Genomic DNA, 16,579 nt, shown 5'->3' with positions numbered 1-16,579 from the left:
CAGTTTTACTTGATATGGTTATTCCATTTCATTTTGGATAAACAACTTCAAGTTTGGAGAATTGAGAAAATCGGAATTTAAAGAGGTGTTGAGTATGAAAAGGTGGTTATCTATTTTAGCAGTATTGGGCTGTATAGTAGCGTTGTCTGGATGTAAAAATGAAAATGAAGCAGGACAAGCATATTTTAATGCAAAAGTTTTGGAAGTAAATAAAGAATATGTTGATGTTAGGTGTATAGAAGCATTTAATAGTGGGATTTCTGTTGATGAGGAATTTTCTGTTACAAAAGATGTAGTATCAGCAGGAGGAGCACCAGAATTGAATGTAGATGATAATATCCGTGTTGTATTTAATGGTGATGTAATGGAAAGTGATCCATTGCAGATAGGAACGGTTTATGCAATCTATCTTTTAGATGAAAATGGAGAAGTGATTCCAAACAACTAACAACTTCCAGTTTTTGAAACTGAGAAATCAGAATTTGGAAAGGGGTGCACTGCCATGCTGAGAAAGTTGAATTGTTTTTTAAACATCGTTATCGGTTCATTCATAGGAGTTTTCATTGGGTTCGGAATTTATAAGTTTTGGCATTTTAAAACCTATTCAAATCTATATGTCATGCAGTCTGCACCGTGGTACACAGAGTTACTGTTGGATGGTGCCATGGTTGCTGTTGTGGTGGTCGTATGTATTGTCCTAAAGCTGGTTATTTGGAGAAAATTAAAGCCATAACTTCCCGTTTATTAGGAAGTCGCAGAGAACGAAAAATCGGGAGTTGTGAGGAAAAGACGAATGGAACAAAAAAGTAAAAATGGGGTTTCAATCATAGGTGGTGCAGATGGTCCTACAAGCATTTTTATAGCTGGACCTTCAGAAAAGCAACCATTAAAGGTTAGGATCAAAAATAGCATATATAGATATAAGAGAAAAAAAGTAGAGAAGACAATAGTTGCAAATCCGCATTCTCTTTCTGAAACAGTACAGTATGCAAAAGAAAAATACGGATTGACAGAAATTGCTCCAGGCAATAGAGAATATATTGAACAAATAAAATGCCTAAAAGAAAGTTTGATTTTGCAACATGAACCAGAACTTTTGGGTGAAATGAAGGATATTCCATTACCAGATTATTTTAATGAAGCATCTGTTATAGAGTATTTTGGTAAAATAAAGACTCGAAGTGAAATGATTGCTGAAATGCCCGATAGTATAATTCCTATGGATTTTCATTTGTATAAAATAGAAATTAATGATAATTTTCTTGAAATGGAAATAGATTATACTTGGAATATATTTGGAATGTCTTATTCAGGAAATAAAGCGGTAATGAAAAAGTTAAAGAAAATAGCCAGAGATTTATACAGTTATTATGGTGTTACTGAGGAAGATATCATAAATAAGACAGAAAGATATTCGTCACTGGTAACGAGCTTGAGTTCATAACTTCCAGTTTGTCAATTACAGGTGACATTGAAAGAGACAGCCCATTCAAGGTGCTGGCTCTTTCAAAAATTCCATTCTAATAAATTGCACGACAACTTATCAAAAAATAAGCTCCCCATTAGCAAAAAATTAATAGAAAATGTATAAGAGTAGCAAAAACGAATAATTATAAGGGATTATGCATTAGACTCTAAAAACCAGACAGCGATCGCTCACCATCCGGTCTTTACTATCCTATCTTTCTTACTGTCTGTCCGCAAGTTTTATGGTTTTCATCAGTGTATTCTCCAGCACACCTACCGGACAGTCATCGCTATCCGGCTTAACTTTTTACAGCAATGTATTCAGATCCACCAGGGTTCCGCCCTTGATCTCCACGCACTTGTCACTGTCAAGCTGCAGCCATACGCTGCAGGCATTGGGGTTATATACCTTTTCGTAATCCGCAGAGAACTGTAAACGTTTCGCTGCATCCATATAATCAATGATCTCAATATTGGTGGCGTACCAGATGTCGTCTCTGCCGCCCATGTATTTACAGAAGTTCTCGATCACATCCCAGTTGTCATTATTATCGAACTCGTAGCTGTGCCCCCAGACATACATCAGCTTCAGGTACTGGCTCTTCTTGAAATCAGCAAAAAATTCCGCATACTCCATCAGCTTCGGGTCATCGTGATGGCAGGTAGCATGCCACTCCAGCGGATCCTTTGGCAGTGCAAAATCCGGAACCGTCTCTACAACTCTGGCATAAGCCACGCCCAGCTGGCGATACAGCTGCTTGATCTCCTCACTGTAAGAACCGTTGGGATACGCATGTCCCCTGACGATCTGTCCTGTCCATTTCTCCAGACCTTTCCGATCCTCCAGAAGCTCCTGTGCCACTTCCACTAACGGACATCTCTCAATGGTTGGATGCGTCATGGTATGGGTTGCGATCTCATGTCCCGCATACAGCCCTTCCATTTCTTCAAAAGTCATGCGGGGGCGTTCTCCCACCTGACCGTAATTCAGATTAAACGTTCCTTTGATACCATATTTATTGAAAATGTCGATCAGGCGTCTGTCCTGTACCTTACCGTCATCATAACTCATGGTCAATGCTTTGGCTTTTCCACCGGGAAAACAAGTATATACTTTCATCTTTTTCATCCTTTTCTACTGTAATTTCTATTGTGGTTTAAAAAATATGGTGATTTTCAACCCACATGTTTTCATCATATTACGACCGGAACAATTTTGCAACTGATAAGAATCCGGCATTAACCATCTTTAACGTGCAGAACTTTCCATTGCCTTCCTTCCATTCATCCTTTAATATAGTAAAGTATACAACAAGTAAACGAATTCCAGTAAGAAGGGAGCATATTATTTATGAAAAAATTCAACTCCTTCCGTAATCGCCAGAACGGCTTTGAAGATTTAGGTTCCGGCACCGCGGAAGCAGCAAAAACGAAAAAAAGCTGGTGGAAAATCCCCGGCATCATTCTTGTGATTCTGGTAATCGCTATTTTTACTTTTAATTCCACTTACCAGATCCGCGAACAGGAACAGGCGGTTCTGATCACCTTAGGACAGGCTAAAGCGGTTACGGATCCCGGACTTCATTTTAAGATACCGTTCATCCAGCAGGTCCGCAAGGTCAATACCACCATTCAGGGATTTTCCCTGGGATATGATGTAGATTCCAATTCTTCGGAAACCGACGATTCTCTCATGATCACTTCCGATTACAATTTTGTCAACGTCGATTTCTTCGTAGAGTATCGTTTCAGCGATCCGGTAAAAGCAGTCTATGCTTCCAAAGATCCTGTGCTGATCCTGCGTAACATCAGCCAGAGCTGTATCCGCACTGTCATCGGCAGCTATCCGGTAGATGACGTACTGACCACCGGTAAAAATGAGATTCAGGCTGCTATTAAAGAAATGATTCTGGAGCGTCTGAGCGAACAGGATATCGGTATTCAGCTGGTGAATATCACGATCCAGGATTCCGAGCCGCCTACCTCCGAAGTCATGGAGGCTTTCAAGGCCGTAGAAACCGCCAAGCAGGGAAAAGAAACCGCTCTGAACAATGCCAACAAATACCGCAATGAGCAGCTTCCTCTGGCGCAGGCACAGGCAGACGGTATCATTAAGGACGCCGAAGCACAAAAGACCGAGCGCATCAATGAGGCTACTGCACAGGTTGCACGTTTTAACGCTATGTACGAGGAATATATCAAGAACCCGGCCGTCACCAAACAGCGTATGTTCTACGAGACCATGGAAGAAGTCCTGCCGGATCTCAAGGTAGTCATCGAAAGCCCCAACGGCAATACACAGACCTTCTACCCTTTGGAATCTTTCACAGGTACGACAACCGGTTCTTCCACGGAAAACAGTACCTCTGAAACCGCACAATAATCATTGTCTACAGAAAGGCAGTTTTAATAATATGAAAAAATTAAAAAATATATCTCTGATTCTATTGGTACTGGTGCTGCTGATCATCGGATCCTCCAGCATTGTCGTTACCAACGAAAACGAATACAGTCTGATCCGACAGTTCGGTAAAGTAGACCATGTAGTGAGTTCTGCAGGTGTTACCTTTAAGATTCCTTTTGTACAGAGCGTCGATAAGCTCCCAAAGCAGATCCTGCTCTATGATCTGTCTTCCTCCGATGTCATCACCAGTGACAAAAAGACCATGATCTGCGACAGTTACATTTTGTGGCAGATCAACGATCCTCTGAAATTTGCCCAGACCCTGAACTCTTCCATCTCCAACGCTGAGAGCCGTCTGGACACCATCGTATATAACTCTACCAAGAACATCATCAGCAGCACTACTCAGAATGATGTGATCTCCGGACGTGACGGAGAGCTGGCGGCAGCCATCATGAAAAACATTGGGAACACCACCGAGCAATACGGTATTGAATTGCTCTCCTTCGAAACCAAACAGCTGGATCTGCCCAGTGACAACAAAGCCGCTGTGTACGAGCGCATGATCTCCGAACGCGAAAATATCTCCGCGACCTATACCGCAGAGGGAAGCTCCGAGGCACAGAAGATCCGCAATACCACGGATAAGGAGGTCAACGTGCTCCTGTCGGAAGCCAATAAAAACGCGGAAATTCTCATTGCGGAGGGAGAAGCGGAATACATGCGTATTCTGTCAGAGGCCTATGCCGATGAATCCAAGCAGGATTTCTATTCCTTCGTCAGAAGCCTGGATGCTCTGAAGGCTTCCATGACCGGTGATAATAAAACCGTGATCCTGTCCCCGGACTCTCCGATCGCGCAGATTTTCTACGGAAGATAACGTGAAAGCCGGCGTCTGCAATATTCTTGCAGGCACCGGCTTTTTTTATGCCAGAATCTCTTCAATCTTACGTCTTTCTTCATCGCTGAAGGAGGTTGCATGTACAATTCCAATATTATCCAGGATCTGTGAAGGCTTGGAAGCTCCAATCAGAACACTGGTAATATCCCCATCCCTTAAGATCCAGGACAGTGCCATCTGTGCCAGGGTCTGTCCTCTCTGGGATGCCAGATCGTTCAGTGCACGTACCTTCTTCAATGTCTCTTCCACGATCGCCGCTTCTTTCAGGAACCTGCCGTCGGTACGGACACGGCTGTCCTCGGGAATACCGTGGAGATAACGGTCGGTCAGAAGTCCCTGTGCCAGAGGGCTGAAGGTAATGATACCGATGCCGTGAGCTGCCGCGTAATCTTTCAGACCATCCTTCTCAATATCTCTTACAAACATGGAATATTTTCTCTGGTTGATAATGAACGGGGTGCCCAGCTCCTTGAACAATTCTGCCGCTGCAATGGTCTGTTCTTTATTGTAATTGGATATTCCCACATACAATGCCTTACCAGATTTCACAATGCCGTCCAGTGCACGAACGGTCTCCTCCAACGGTGTATTTGGATCCGGTCTGTGATGGTAGAAGATATCCACATAATCCAGTCCCATGCGCTTCAGGCTCTGATCCAGGCTGGCCACGAGATACTTTTTGCTGCCCCAGTTGCCGTAAGGTCCGGGCCACATATCATAACCGGCTTTCGTGGAAATCACCAGTTCATCACGATATACACCCAGATCCTTTTTCAGAATACGACCGAAATTCTCTTCTGCCGCACCGTATACCGGTCCGTAGTTGTTCGCCAGATCGAAGTGTGTGATACCGTGATCAAAAGCAGTGTGACACATGTCCAGCATGTTGTCAAAATTCCCATTGGAGCCAAAATTGTGCCACAGTCCCAGAGAGACTGCCGGAAGCTGCAATCCACTTGCACCACAGCGGTTGTATTTCATTTCTTCATATCTTTTTTCATCTGCCTGATACATTTAAATAACCTCCTTCTTTTCTTTCCTTCATTTCTTTATTATAAATTTATTTTCATCCCATTTCTATGCGAATTATATAGAATAAAGTGCAATATCTTACGAATTATCTCTTACTTCCCACAATCTTCAGGCGGCTGAAAAACAGGTAATATACAATAAAAGCAATACTTGTCACCGTCCAGGTCAGCGGATAGCTGAACACAATGGTGAGAATGTCATTTTTCAGAGGTACGGCTGTCAGGATCCATACCACACGTAGCGCGCAGATCCCCAGACAGCAGATGATCATGGGAAGCCAGCTGTCGCCGATACCGCGCAGAGTACCGGACAAAATCTCAATGGCAATATAGGTAAAATATGTGGGTACCAAAAAGTGCAGAATCTGTTCTCCGATCACTACCACCTGAGCATCCGTGGTAAACAGTTGATAACAGATCGATGCATAATTATAGAGGATCACAGACAACAGTACGGTTGCCCCGGCTGTAATTCCCATACAGGTACGGACTCCCTTGTGTACACGATCCATTTTCCCCGCACCATAATTCTGTCCCACAAAGGTAGTGATCGATATACCAAAGGCATTGACGATCATCCAGAACAGGCTGTCAATCTTGCTGTATGCTGTCCATGCCGCTACCGTATCCGTTCCCAGTGCATTCACGCTGGACTGGATCAGAATATTGGACGATGTATACATTACCGACTGCAATCCCGCCGGAAGTCCGATCCGGATGATCCTGTGGAACATTCTTCCATCAAAACGGATCTTGCTCAGTTCCAGACGATGCATATCTTTTGTCCGCATCAGCACCCACAATACCAGCACAGCACTGAGCGCCTGCGACAGGATCGTAGCAAGTGCGGCACCTGCCACACCCATATGCAGTCCGATGACAAACACAATGTCCAGTACAATATTGGTCAGGCAGCTGACGATCAGAAAATACAGCGGTCTCTTGGAATCCCCCACAGCCCGCAGGATACCTGCGCCCATGTTGTAGATCAGATTCCCGATAACGCCCAGAAAATAGATTCGGATATAGGTTGTCGACGGTCCCAAAATATCCTCAGGTGTAGACATCGCGCGCAGTGCCCATGGTGCCGCCGTAATACCCACGATCATCATGCCGATTCCCGCCACCAGGCTGAACGCAATGGAGGTATGTACAGCATAGCCTACCATCTCTGCCCGTTTTGCTCCATAATACTGAGAGATAATGACCGTGGCACCGCTGGACAATCCCACGAAAAATCCCACCAGCAGCTGGATCAGCGTACCGGTGCCGCCACCTACCGCCGACAAAGCTTCTTTTCCGACAAAGCGTCCTACGATCACCGCATCCGCAGCATTATATAATTGTTGAAAAAAGGTCCCGAACAAAATAGGGAAAAAGAACAGGAGCAGCTGCTGCCAGATGACTCCCGTTACGATCTTGTTCTCTTTCTCTATAACATTTTCTGTCTGCTTTTGTGTCTTCTTTGTATTTTCTTCCATGTATATTATACCCTTTGAAAATCTATACTTCTACGATGATAGTATCATTTCCGCAGAACCTTTTCAAGAGGGCAATCTCTGTCACAGCCCGGGCAGGAAAAACCCCGGGTGGTGGAAGCACCCGGGGTCCTTGTCTGCACCCGGATGAGTCGCAGCATCCGGGCACAGCACTCTGTATATACCAAATTGAGGGATTAGATAAAAGCTAAGTTAGGGGCAAGCCACTCTTGTGCAAGCACGTCGTGTCTTAGGGATTATAACCCTGGCATTATTACTCCACGTCTTGCAGAGCTGCGAAGTCTTCTTCGCCGGTACGAACCTTTACTACCTTGTCAACGTTGTATACGAAGATCTTGCCATCGCCGATATGTCCGGTGTACAGGGCCTTCTTGGCAGCCTCGATCACGGTAGCTACAGGGATCTTGCTGACTACGACTTCAACCTTCACCTTAGGAAGCAGGGTCGCATCCATCTCAACTCCACGATACATCTCGCCGGCGCCCTTCTGTACGCCACAGCCCATAACCTGTGTCATGGTCATACCGGTAACACCCAGATCGTTCAGTGCTTTCTTCAGCACTTCGAACCGGGCAAGCTTTGCAATAACCACTACTTTGTAGATTCCGGTTGCAGGAATTGCTGCCGGAACTGTCTCTACCTTTACTGCTGCTTCCTTCATGGTTGCGGAAGCTGCGTCATAATCACTTACACCAAGGCTGGTATTTTCATTTACCTCCATGGTCATAGTGTTGGAAATATCCATAATGCTGAAGCCTGCATATGCGGAAGGAAGACCATGCTCGCAGGAATCCAGACCTACAATTTCCTCTTCCTCAGATACGCGTAAGCCAACGGTTGCCTTGATGATCAGGAATGCAATGGTAATGGTTACTGCAGTCCATGCTGCTACACTTACAAAACCTAACAGCTGTATACCAAGCTGCTTGAATCCGCCGCCATAGAACAGACCTACAATACTGTCGTTACCGGGTGCGGAAGTGGTTGCGAACAGACCGGTTGCAATGGTACCCCAGATACCGTTCAGGCAATGTACTGCAACTGCACCTACGGGATCATCAATATGTAACTTGTAATCCAGAAGCCATACCCCGAATACTACCAGAAGTCCTGCAACAGCACCAATTACGATAGCACCGAAGCAGTCGGTCACATCACAAGGAGCAGTAATTGCTACCAGACCTGCCAAAGATGCATTCAGGCACATAGATACATCGGGTTTGCCATACTTGATCCAGGTAAAAATCATGCAGACTACGGTTGCAACTGCGGGAGCTACGGTAGTGGTAAGGAATACGGAACCTAACTGCTCTACAGAAGTACAAGCGGCACCGTTGAATCCATACCAGCCGAGCCACAGAATGAATACACCGAGACATCCGATCGGAAGGTTATGTCCGGGAAATGCATTTACTTTTACGATCTTACCACTCTTGTCCTTATCAAACTTACCGATACGGGGTCCTAACAGTTTTGCTCCGATCAGTGCGGAAATACCACCTACCATGTGAATTGCACAGGAACCGGCAAAATCATGGAAGCCAAGCTGTGACAGCCAGCCGCCACCCCAGATCCAGTGTGCTTCGATGGGATAGATCAGTGCGGAGATCACTCCGGAATAAATACAATAGGATAAGAATTTGGTTCTCTCTGCCATGGCACCGGATACGATGGTAGCGGTGGTAGCACAGAACACCAGGTTAAATACGAAATTGGAGTAATCAAAATCTCCATATGCTGTGAAGATATCCAGACCGGGCTTACCGATCAGACCTACTACATCTTCACCAAGTAACAATCCAAAACCAATCAGAATAAACACTACGGTACCGATACAGAAATCCATCAGATTCTTCATCAGGATATTACCGGCATTCTTGGCTCTGGTAAATCCGGTCTCCACCATTGCGAATCCTGCCTGCATCCAGAACACCAGGGCCGCACCGATCAGAAACCAGACTGCAAATAATTGACCGTCTACTGCGCTTAAGATTTCTTCTGTCATAACATTTTCCTCCTCACTCTTCGTGAAATATCTTCCACCATACTTCACCGGTGTAAAAAAATATGCGATACTATGGTCTCATCCTTCGAAGCCCCATTGCATCGCATCCTTAGGGTATAGCAGTTAAACTGTTTTCCACATACCCTTACGCTATTTTTGTCCGGCCACGCGCGTTGTGATACTGCCAAACAAAAAGGGCGCTACAGTTTTATTCTGTAGCGCCTTTGCTATGTTGAGAGTATAGCACCGTGGTTTTAGAGTGTCAACCATATTTTTATAATTTCTTTACATTTTTTACAGTTCCAGCAGAAGCCGTTCATATAAGATTCCTTCCCATGTCATCCGATCCTGCCTGTGGAACCCCAGTTTTTCAGCCAGTCGCAGCGACACCCTATTCTCCGGCATCACCAGCATCTGTACCTTCTCAAATCCCAATTCTTCTTTTCCGTATTGTAATAATGCCCTGCATACTTCCGTTGCATAGCCGCAGCCTTGCCACGGGACACCGATGACGAAGCCCAGCTCCGGATCCTCATAGCCTTCCCTGTTGGAGAAGCCAGCTCTGCCGATCACCCGTCCGGTAGCCTTATCGCAGATCGTCCAGACACCGTAATTATAAAAGTAATACATATTTTCCGTATAATCTTCCAGATAAGCTTCTTCCTGCGCCCGCTCAGGATAGAGCCCTTCCGTGTACCGGGTAACAGAAGGTTCCGCATAGATTGCATACAGTGCATCCAGATCCTCTTTTGTCGTCTCCCGGACAAGGCATCGTTCCGTAGTCAGGATATCCCAGGGAATCCCCGCATACCTGCGGTAGACCTTCTCCAGATAATCAAAATCCAATTCACCGATATTTTCGCAGGCATAACGCACACCACTAAAGTCCTGATCTCTGTTGTCCTCATGGAGCCAGACAAGCACCGGGCAGCCCCTTTCCAATAGTTTCTGTGCACGCTTTCCGTTATCTACGATCCAGAGTCTTCCCTGCCCGTTTTCCGTTCCGGCGTTTTCGCTTTCAGATCCATTTGCGCCTTCGGAAGATGTTCCTCCTGTCCTATGCAGCCTGAGTGTATTCTGCAATGCCCTCATTTGCGTGTCATACTTTTCACGGTAGTCTTCACGTTTTTCCTCCGGAACATTTTCCGGATCTGTTTCTATTGACACCTGCTTCAAAAAATACATCTGCGGCAATTCTCCTCTTTACGTTTTCCCCAGAATCATCTAAAATAATGGTTATACTATTTATTATACACAAAGTTCCAAAAGAAAGGAAATCATTATGGCAAAGAATCCTATTGTTACTATTACTATGAAGGATGGCGGTGTAATCAAGTGTGAACTTTATCCCGAAATTGCACCTGAATCCGTTAACAATTTTATCAGTCTGATCAACAAGCATTTCTATGACGGTCTGATCTTCCACCGTGTGATCCGCGGTTTCATGATCCAGGGTGGATGTCCTGACGGCACCGGATGTGGTGGCCCCGGCTACAGCATCAAGGGTGAATTCGCTGCTAACGGCGTAAGCAACGATCTGAAGCATACCGAAGGCGTTCTGTCCATGGCCAGAGCTATGCATCCCGATTCCGCAGGCAGCCAGTTCTTCATCATGCATAAGACCAGCCCTCATCTGGATGGTTCTTACGCTGCTTTCGGCAAAGTCATCGAGGGTATGGATGTAGTAAATAAAATTGCCGAGACCGCTACTGATTACAGCGATCGTCCCCTGGAGGATCAGGTAATGGCAAACGTTACCGTAGATACCTTCGGTGAGACTTATCCCGAGCCTAACAGGCTGGATCGATAAACCAACCGCTCAGTTCAACTATTCAGAATCCCATTCGCAAAATCGCATCTTCGATGCTTTACTTTTGCTCATGTGGTTACTTCGTTAAATAAATAAGCGCTGCTGTTCTTACGAATACAAGTATTCGACGTACAGTAGTGCTTATTTATTTCTCTCTGAATAGTTGTTCATATTTTGTTTACAAATTCTTCAAGGAATCTTCAATTCCACAACACGTTTTGGACATTTCTGTTTCATATACTATAACCATAGAAACAAACAAAGTAGCACACAACAGTTTCTTGTTTAAAAAACTTTTTCATAATAAATGCCAAGGATCAGAATCCTTGGCATCCTCCCTTTCTAGGGGTAAAATTACAGCTATCGCGGTAGAACACTACGCCGGATAGTTATTTTTTTGCAAAAAAATCTCCCGCATCACTGCGAGAGATTTTTATTATGTCAAAATTATTCAGCCTTACCAACAGATCCGAACAGTTCCATCTTCTCCTTAACAGTAGCCTTGATAGCTTCTGCGCCGGGAGCTAAGAGCTTACGAGGGTCAAAGCCCTTGCCTTCGAGATCCTTACCAGCCTCGATGTACTTACGGGTAGCATCAGCAAATGCCAGCTGGCACTCGGTGTTAACGTTGATCTTGGATACGCCCAGGTCGATTGCCTTCTTGATCTGATCTGCGGGGATACCTGTACCACCGTGCAGAACCAGAGGAAGCTCACCTGTCAGCTCCTGTACAGCTGCCAGAGTTTCGAAGCTTAAGCCCTTCCAGTTAGCGGGGTATTTACCATGGATGTTACCGATACCTGCTGCCAGGAAATCAACTCCCAGATCAGCGATAGACTTACACTCCTTAGGATCAGCGCACTCGCCCATACCGATAACGCCGTCTTCCTCACCACCGATAGAACCAACTTCTGCCTCGATGGAAAGTCCCTTGCTGTGAGCAGCCTTAACCAGCTCAGTGGTCTTCTCTACGTTCTCAGCGATAGGATAATGCGAACCATCAAACATGATGGAAGAGAAACCTGCTTCAATACACTTATAGCAGCCTTCGAAAGAGCCATGATCCAGATGCAGAGCAACGGGAACATCAATGTCCAGATCCTTTAACAGTCCGTTTACCATACCAACGACTACATCATAACCGCCCATGTATTTGCCGGCACCCTCGGATACACCCAGGATAACAGGGGAACGAAGTTCCTTAGCGGTGAGCAGGATGGACTTTGTCCACTCCAGATTGTTGATGTTGAACTGACCTACTGCATAGTGGCCTGCTTTTGCTTTTTTGAGCATTTCTGTTGCGGATACTAACATTTCAATACCTCCATTTTATATACTCATTCTTGTTAGGATATTCGAAATGTAATCCATTCCTAAATGCACACGGGAAAAACATTTCGAATAATCACTTTGTGACTACCCAAACTATAACACAACTCTAACAAAAAGGGAACAGCTTATTGTTAAATTTTTACCAAATTTTAAGATTCCTTCTACTCCACACGAATATCCATGCCCTTACAGATATTCTCGATCACTACTTTCGTATGAGTTCCGCCGTATTCTCCGTCCAGCGTCCAGGGCAGTGGCTCGGCAGACGTAATCTCCAGCCTGGAAGTCCTGAAGCAATACATGGCATTGGTGTCAATGTCACGATTCAACAGCGAAACCATAATATTGTTCAGCTCCATAGGATTCTTCGGGCGCTTGATCAGTGTCACTTCAAATACACCGTCATCCAGTTTGACATTTTTGCCGGTGATCCGCTTGAATCCGCCTACGGACACGGAATTCGTCACCATGCCGAAGATAAAATCATCCTCTATCGTCGTATCCTCATAGTTGATCCTCATGGGGTAAGAACGGATCGCCGGCAGACGCTTCATGCCTTCCAGCAGATATGCCATATGACCCAGTACATTTTTCATATCCTGTCCGGTCTCATAGGAAACATCCGTGAACAATCCGAACGCTGCAATATAGACAAATATATCCTCGTTAAAGGCTCCCACATCACAGGCAAAATTATTCCCGTTTACAATACTTTCCGCTGCGTGCACCATATTTTTCGGTAATCCCAGACTTCCCCCGAAATCGTTCGTGCTTCCTGCCGGAATATAACCGATGGGTGTGCGAAAGCCACTGCGGATCATACCGGTGACCACTTCATCCAAAGTACCGTCTCCACCGCTGCAGACTACGATATCGTAATCCCTGTCGCGCGTCATGGTCTTCTCCATGGCATCTTCTCTTTTCTGTGTGGGATAGATTGTGATCTCATAACCGCCTCTGGTAAATACATCCAGAATATCTGCCAGTTTGTTGCGGATCTGTGCCTTTCCGGCTTTCGGATTATAGATAAATAACATCTTCTTCATAAACACTATCCTCAAAATATGCAAAACGGGACTAACAGAATTCTCTATCAGCCCCGCTCCTCGTCATACTATGTTCTTAAGCCACCTGACCGCTTAAAAACTTCTCAATGTTGTCCACAGCGGTCTGCTCATCTGCACCCTCTGCAGCTACCGTAAGCTCTTCGCCTGCGCAAAGTCCCAGGCTCATCATGCCCATGATACTCTTGGCATTGATCCGCTTATCGTCTACTTCAATGTAAATGTTGCTTTCGTACTTGCTGGCCTCCTGTACTAACAGTGCCACCGGTCTTGCGTCCAGACCGTCTTCCAGTCTGACCTTAATGCTCCTTTTTGTCATAATTTTCCTCCTCTTTTACGTCCTGATCCTATCTGCTAATTCACTGAGTTTGCGTAATCTGTGGTTCACACCGGACTTTCCCACGGGCGGGTCCAGGTATTCTCCCAGTTCCTTCAGCGGAGCATCCGGATTCTCCAGTCTGGCTTCCGCCATCTGGCTCAAAGGTTCCGGCAGATTCTCCAGTCCGTAGTGATCCCGGATATAAATAATATCCTCTATCTGTCTGGTCGCCGCATTTACGGTCTTCGTAATGTTGGCGGTCTCACAATTTACTCTTCGATTTACGGAATTGCGCATTTCCTTTACAATTCTTAAATTCTCCAGTTTCATTAAGGCAACGGGTGCCTCACATACATTCAGAAGGTCCACAATGCCGGATCCTTCCTTCAGATAGACAACGTAATACTTCTTCCGAAGCACGATCTTGGCTTCTATACCAAATCCCTGTATCACACTCTGTAGTTGTCTCGCTTTGTCCTCATCAGTGCATACAAATTCCAGGTGATAACTCTTCTGCGGGTCGCTCATAGAACCAATGCAGAGAAAAGCTCCTCTTAAAAATGCTCTTTGACAGCAGGAATTTTTAATCAACAGGGGACTTACAGGCTCCGACAGATCTCCAATCTTGTCAATCACACTGCGCATTTTTTCCTCGCTGATTTTAACATCAGTATCTATATTATATGTTTTTTTCAATAATGTAAAGCCTTTTCTGACAACCGCCTCGTTTTCCGTCTGGAAACCGATCATAAAATCTCCCTCTGCAGAGCGTCCGTATTGACCACTAAAGTGCATGATCGCTGCAAGCTCTGCGATCTGGCAATGTCTTGCCGGGCTGATTCTCTTCGCCAGTTCTTCCTTTACCTCACTCGAAAATGACATGTTAGATTCCTTCTCTGGGTACATCACGATGGTATAATTTGATACCATAATGACCTTCTGCCTTCATACGTTCATACAACTTGTTCGCCAGAGTAACACTTCGGTGTTTGCCACCGGTACAGCCGATGGCGATCACCAGCCGGTATTTTCCCTCTTTAACATAGTTCGGGATCAGAAACTGAATCATGTCCGTCAGCTTGTCCAGGAAAACTCCGGTCTCCGGAAAGCTGCACACATAATCCTGTACCTCTTTGTCATTACCGGTCTTTGGCTTCAAATCTTCTATATAGTAAGGATTCGGCAGGAATCTTACATCAAATACCAGATCTGCATCTGCGGGGATTCCGTGCTTGAATCCGAAGGACATAACCGTTACCATAAGACTATTGTATTCTTCATTCTGAACAAAAATACGATCCAACTCTTCCTTCAGTTCTCTGACCAACAGGTTGGAGGTATCAATAACATAATCTGAATTCTTGCGGATGGTCTCTAAGATCTTACGTTCCTTATGAATGCCGTCTTCCACTCTGCCATCTGCGGCAAGAGGGTGCACACGTCTGGTTTCCTTATACCGTTTTATCAGAGCAGTATCATCGGAGTCCATAAACAAAATCTCGAATTTGTAGCCTTTTTCCTTTAATTGTTCCAAAATACGGGTGGCATCCGTAAAATTCTGGTCCGCACGGACATCCAGCCCTAACGCTACCTTACTGATCTCACTGCCGGGCATGGCAATCAGTTCCACGAACTTTTCCACCAGAGATACCGGCAGATTATCCACGCAGTAAAATCCGGCATCCTCCAAAAGCTTTAATGCCGTTCTTTTTCCGCCACCACTCATACCTGTTACTACTACAAATCTCATATGCACCTCGTTATTCTATCGTAACTATTCAGAATCACATTCACAAAATCATCTCTTCAAGGCTCTGAATAGTTACAGCATTTTGATCTCCGGTTCCAGATCGACGTGAAAACGTTCCTTCACCCTTCTCTGTACTTCCCAGATCACATCTTTTACATCTTCTGCGGTAGCATTGCCGGTATTAATGATAAAACCGCAATGCTTATCTGACACTTTGGCTCCTCCTACGGAATATCCACGGAGCCCCGCCTCCATGATCAGCTGTCCGGCAAAATGTCCCTCGGGACGTTTAAAAGTACTACCGGCGCTGGGATATTCCAGCGGCTGCTTCTCTCTGCGGCGGATCGCCAGTTCTTCCATTTTAGCTGCTATCTCCTGCGGATCCCCGGGCTGCAGCCGGAAAGTCACTTTCGTAACCACAAAGGGCTGATTCTGAATGACACTGGTACGATAACCGTACTCCATGGTACTGTTATCCAGCTCCATGATCTCTCCGTTACGATTGACTACCGTCACAGTAGTCACTACCTGGCTCATCTCCCCGCCATAGGCTCCGGCATTCATCACGGCTCCGCCGCCCACAGTGCCGGGAATCCCCGCTGCGAATTCCAGACCGGTCAGACCGTTCTCTTTTGCGGTCTTCGCTACCTGGCTCATCAGGGCTCCCGCCTCTGCCTCCAGGCATGTGTCCTTCACTTCAATCCTGCTCATGTATTTTCCGATCACCAGAACAATTCCCCGGTAACCGCCATCATCTACTAACAGGTTGCTCCCGTTACCGATCACCGTATAAGGGACATCCACCAGACGCAGATACTTCTGTATCCTGCAGAGCTGATCTTCATTTTCCAGATAGATCAGGCAATCCGCCGGTCCGCCAATGCGGAAGGTAGTATGCAATTTCATAGGTTCCTGAAACAGGATCTTCTCTGCCGGTACGATTTCTTTTAATGCTTCTATCACTGCTGCACTTATCATGTATATCAGGCCGCTCTTT

General features: G+C 45.5%; 16 protein-coding genes. 5 read left to right on the top strand and 11 right to left on the bottom strand.

The features are described from left to right. Positions 1 to 94 precede the first annotated feature (94 nt). Complete coding sequence (locus ACTRDR_RS11920) at positions 95 to 448, top strand: LptM family lipoprotein (protein ID WP_440527738.1); 354 nt, start codon at positions 95 to 97, stop codon at positions 446 to 448. Between the two features lie 345 nt (positions 449 to 793). Beyond that, positions 794 to 1,444 carry a hypothetical protein gene (locus ACTRDR_RS11915; protein WP_440527737.1) on the top strand — a complete coding sequence of 217 codons (651 nt, stop codon included), beginning with the start codon at positions 794 to 796 and terminating at the stop codon, positions 1,442 to 1,444. A gap of 330 nt (positions 1,445 to 1,774) precedes the next feature. Here ACTRDR_RS11915 and ACTRDR_RS11910 read toward each other — a convergent pair whose 3' ends face one another. Next, the gene (locus ACTRDR_RS11910; protein WP_176865706.1) at positions 1,775 to 2,587 is read right to left on the bottom strand and encodes a polysaccharide deacetylase family protein; all 813 of its coding nucleotides are present in this window, start codon (positions 2,585 to 2,587) and stop codon (positions 1,775 to 1,777) included. A gap of 231 nt (positions 2,588 to 2,818) precedes the next feature. Here ACTRDR_RS11910 and hflK point away from each other — a divergent pair, with 231 nt between their 5' ends. Next, positions 2,819 to 3,850 carry an FtsH protease activity modulator HflK gene (gene hflK / locus ACTRDR_RS11905; RefSeq protein WP_176865704.1) on the top strand — a complete coding sequence of 344 codons (1,032 nt, stop codon included), beginning with the start codon at positions 2,819 to 2,821 and terminating at the stop codon, positions 3,848 to 3,850. Between the two features lie 31 nt (positions 3,851 to 3,881). Next, positions 3,882 to 4,751, top strand: coding sequence for a protease modulator HflC (gene hflC / locus ACTRDR_RS11900; RefSeq protein ID WP_118546720.1), 870 nt, complete (start codon positions 3,882 to 3,884; stop codon positions 4,749 to 4,751). Positions 4,752 to 4,796: 45 nt separating this feature from the next. Here the strand turns inward: hflC and ACTRDR_RS11895 are convergent, their stop codons facing one another. From ACTRDR_RS11895 to ACTRDR_RS11880, 4 genes are all read right to left on the bottom strand, one after another. Then, the gene (locus ACTRDR_RS11895) at positions 4,797 to 5,786 is read right to left on the bottom strand and encodes an aldo/keto reductase (RefSeq protein ID WP_176865700.1); all 990 of its coding nucleotides are present in this window, start codon (positions 5,784 to 5,786) and stop codon (positions 4,797 to 4,799) included. A 103-nt stretch (positions 5,787 to 5,889) separates the two neighbouring features. After that, positions 5,890 to 7,284, bottom strand: coding sequence for an MATE family efflux transporter (locus tag ACTRDR_RS11890; RefSeq protein ID WP_176865698.1), 1,395 nt, complete (start codon positions 7,282 to 7,284; stop codon positions 5,890 to 5,892). A gap of 271 nt (positions 7,285 to 7,555) precedes the next feature. Continuing rightward, entirely contained in the window at positions 7,556 to 9,307 is a 1,752-nt protein-coding gene (locus ACTRDR_RS11885) for an ammonium transporter (protein WP_176865696.1), read from the bottom strand. 294 nt (positions 9,308 to 9,601) lie between these two features. Further along, positions 9,602 to 10,492, bottom strand: a complete 891-nt coding sequence (locus tag ACTRDR_RS11880) for a GNAT family N-acetyltransferase (RefSeq protein ID WP_176865694.1) — start codon at positions 10,490 to 10,492, stop codon at positions 9,602 to 9,604. Positions 10,493 to 10,589: 97 nt separating this feature from the next. On the opposite strand from ACTRDR_RS11880, the gene ACTRDR_RS11875 reads away from it, so the two are divergent. Further along, positions 10,590 to 11,117 (top strand): peptidylprolyl isomerase, encoded by a 528-nt coding sequence (locus ACTRDR_RS11875; RefSeq protein WP_440527735.1) that lies wholly within the window; start codon positions 10,590 to 10,592, stop codon positions 11,115 to 11,117. A 447-nt stretch (positions 11,118 to 11,564) separates the two neighbouring features. Here the strand turns inward: ACTRDR_RS11875 and fba are convergent, their stop codons facing one another. From fba to murB, 6 genes are all read right to left on the bottom strand, one after another. After that, entirely contained in the window at positions 11,565 to 12,431 is an 867-nt protein-coding gene (fba, locus tag ACTRDR_RS11870) for a class II fructose-1,6-bisphosphate aldolase (RefSeq protein WP_022153367.1), read from the bottom strand. A gap of 179 nt (positions 12,432 to 12,610) precedes the next feature. After that, positions 12,611 to 13,495: a YegS/Rv2252/BmrU family lipid kinase gene (locus ACTRDR_RS11865; RefSeq protein WP_176865690.1), complete on the bottom strand. Its 885-nt coding sequence runs from the start codon at positions 13,493 to 13,495 to the stop codon at positions 12,611 to 12,613. Positions 13,496 to 13,571: 76 nt separating this feature from the next. Next, the gene (locus ACTRDR_RS11860) at positions 13,572 to 13,832 is read right to left on the bottom strand and encodes an HPr family phosphocarrier protein (RefSeq protein ID WP_118546725.1); all 261 of its coding nucleotides are present in this window, start codon (positions 13,830 to 13,832) and stop codon (positions 13,572 to 13,574) included. A gap of 15 nt (positions 13,833 to 13,847) precedes the next feature. Then, positions 13,848 to 14,714, bottom strand: coding sequence for a DNA-binding protein WhiA (gene whiA, locus ACTRDR_RS11855; RefSeq protein ID WP_440527732.1), 867 nt, complete (start codon positions 14,712 to 14,714; stop codon positions 13,848 to 13,850). Position 14,715: 1 nt separating this feature from the next. Then, entirely contained in the window at positions 14,716 to 15,582 is an 867-nt protein-coding gene (gene rapZ, locus ACTRDR_RS11850) for an RNase adapter RapZ (protein WP_440527731.1), read from the bottom strand. A 72-nt stretch (positions 15,583 to 15,654) separates the two neighbouring features. Continuing rightward, positions 15,655 to 16,560: a UDP-N-acetylmuramate dehydrogenase gene (murB, locus tag ACTRDR_RS11845; RefSeq protein WP_176865684.1), complete on the bottom strand. Its 906-nt coding sequence runs from the start codon at positions 16,558 to 16,560 to the stop codon at positions 15,655 to 15,657. Positions 16,561 to 16,579: the final 19 nt, after the last annotated feature.

The sequence above is a fragment of the Simiaoa sp. genome, from assembly GCF_051972595.1.
Lineage (GTDB): Bacteria > Bacillota > Clostridia > Lachnospirales > Lachnospiraceae > Acetatifactor > Acetatifactor hominis.
This window is presented reverse-complemented; position numbering and strand designations above follow the sequence as displayed.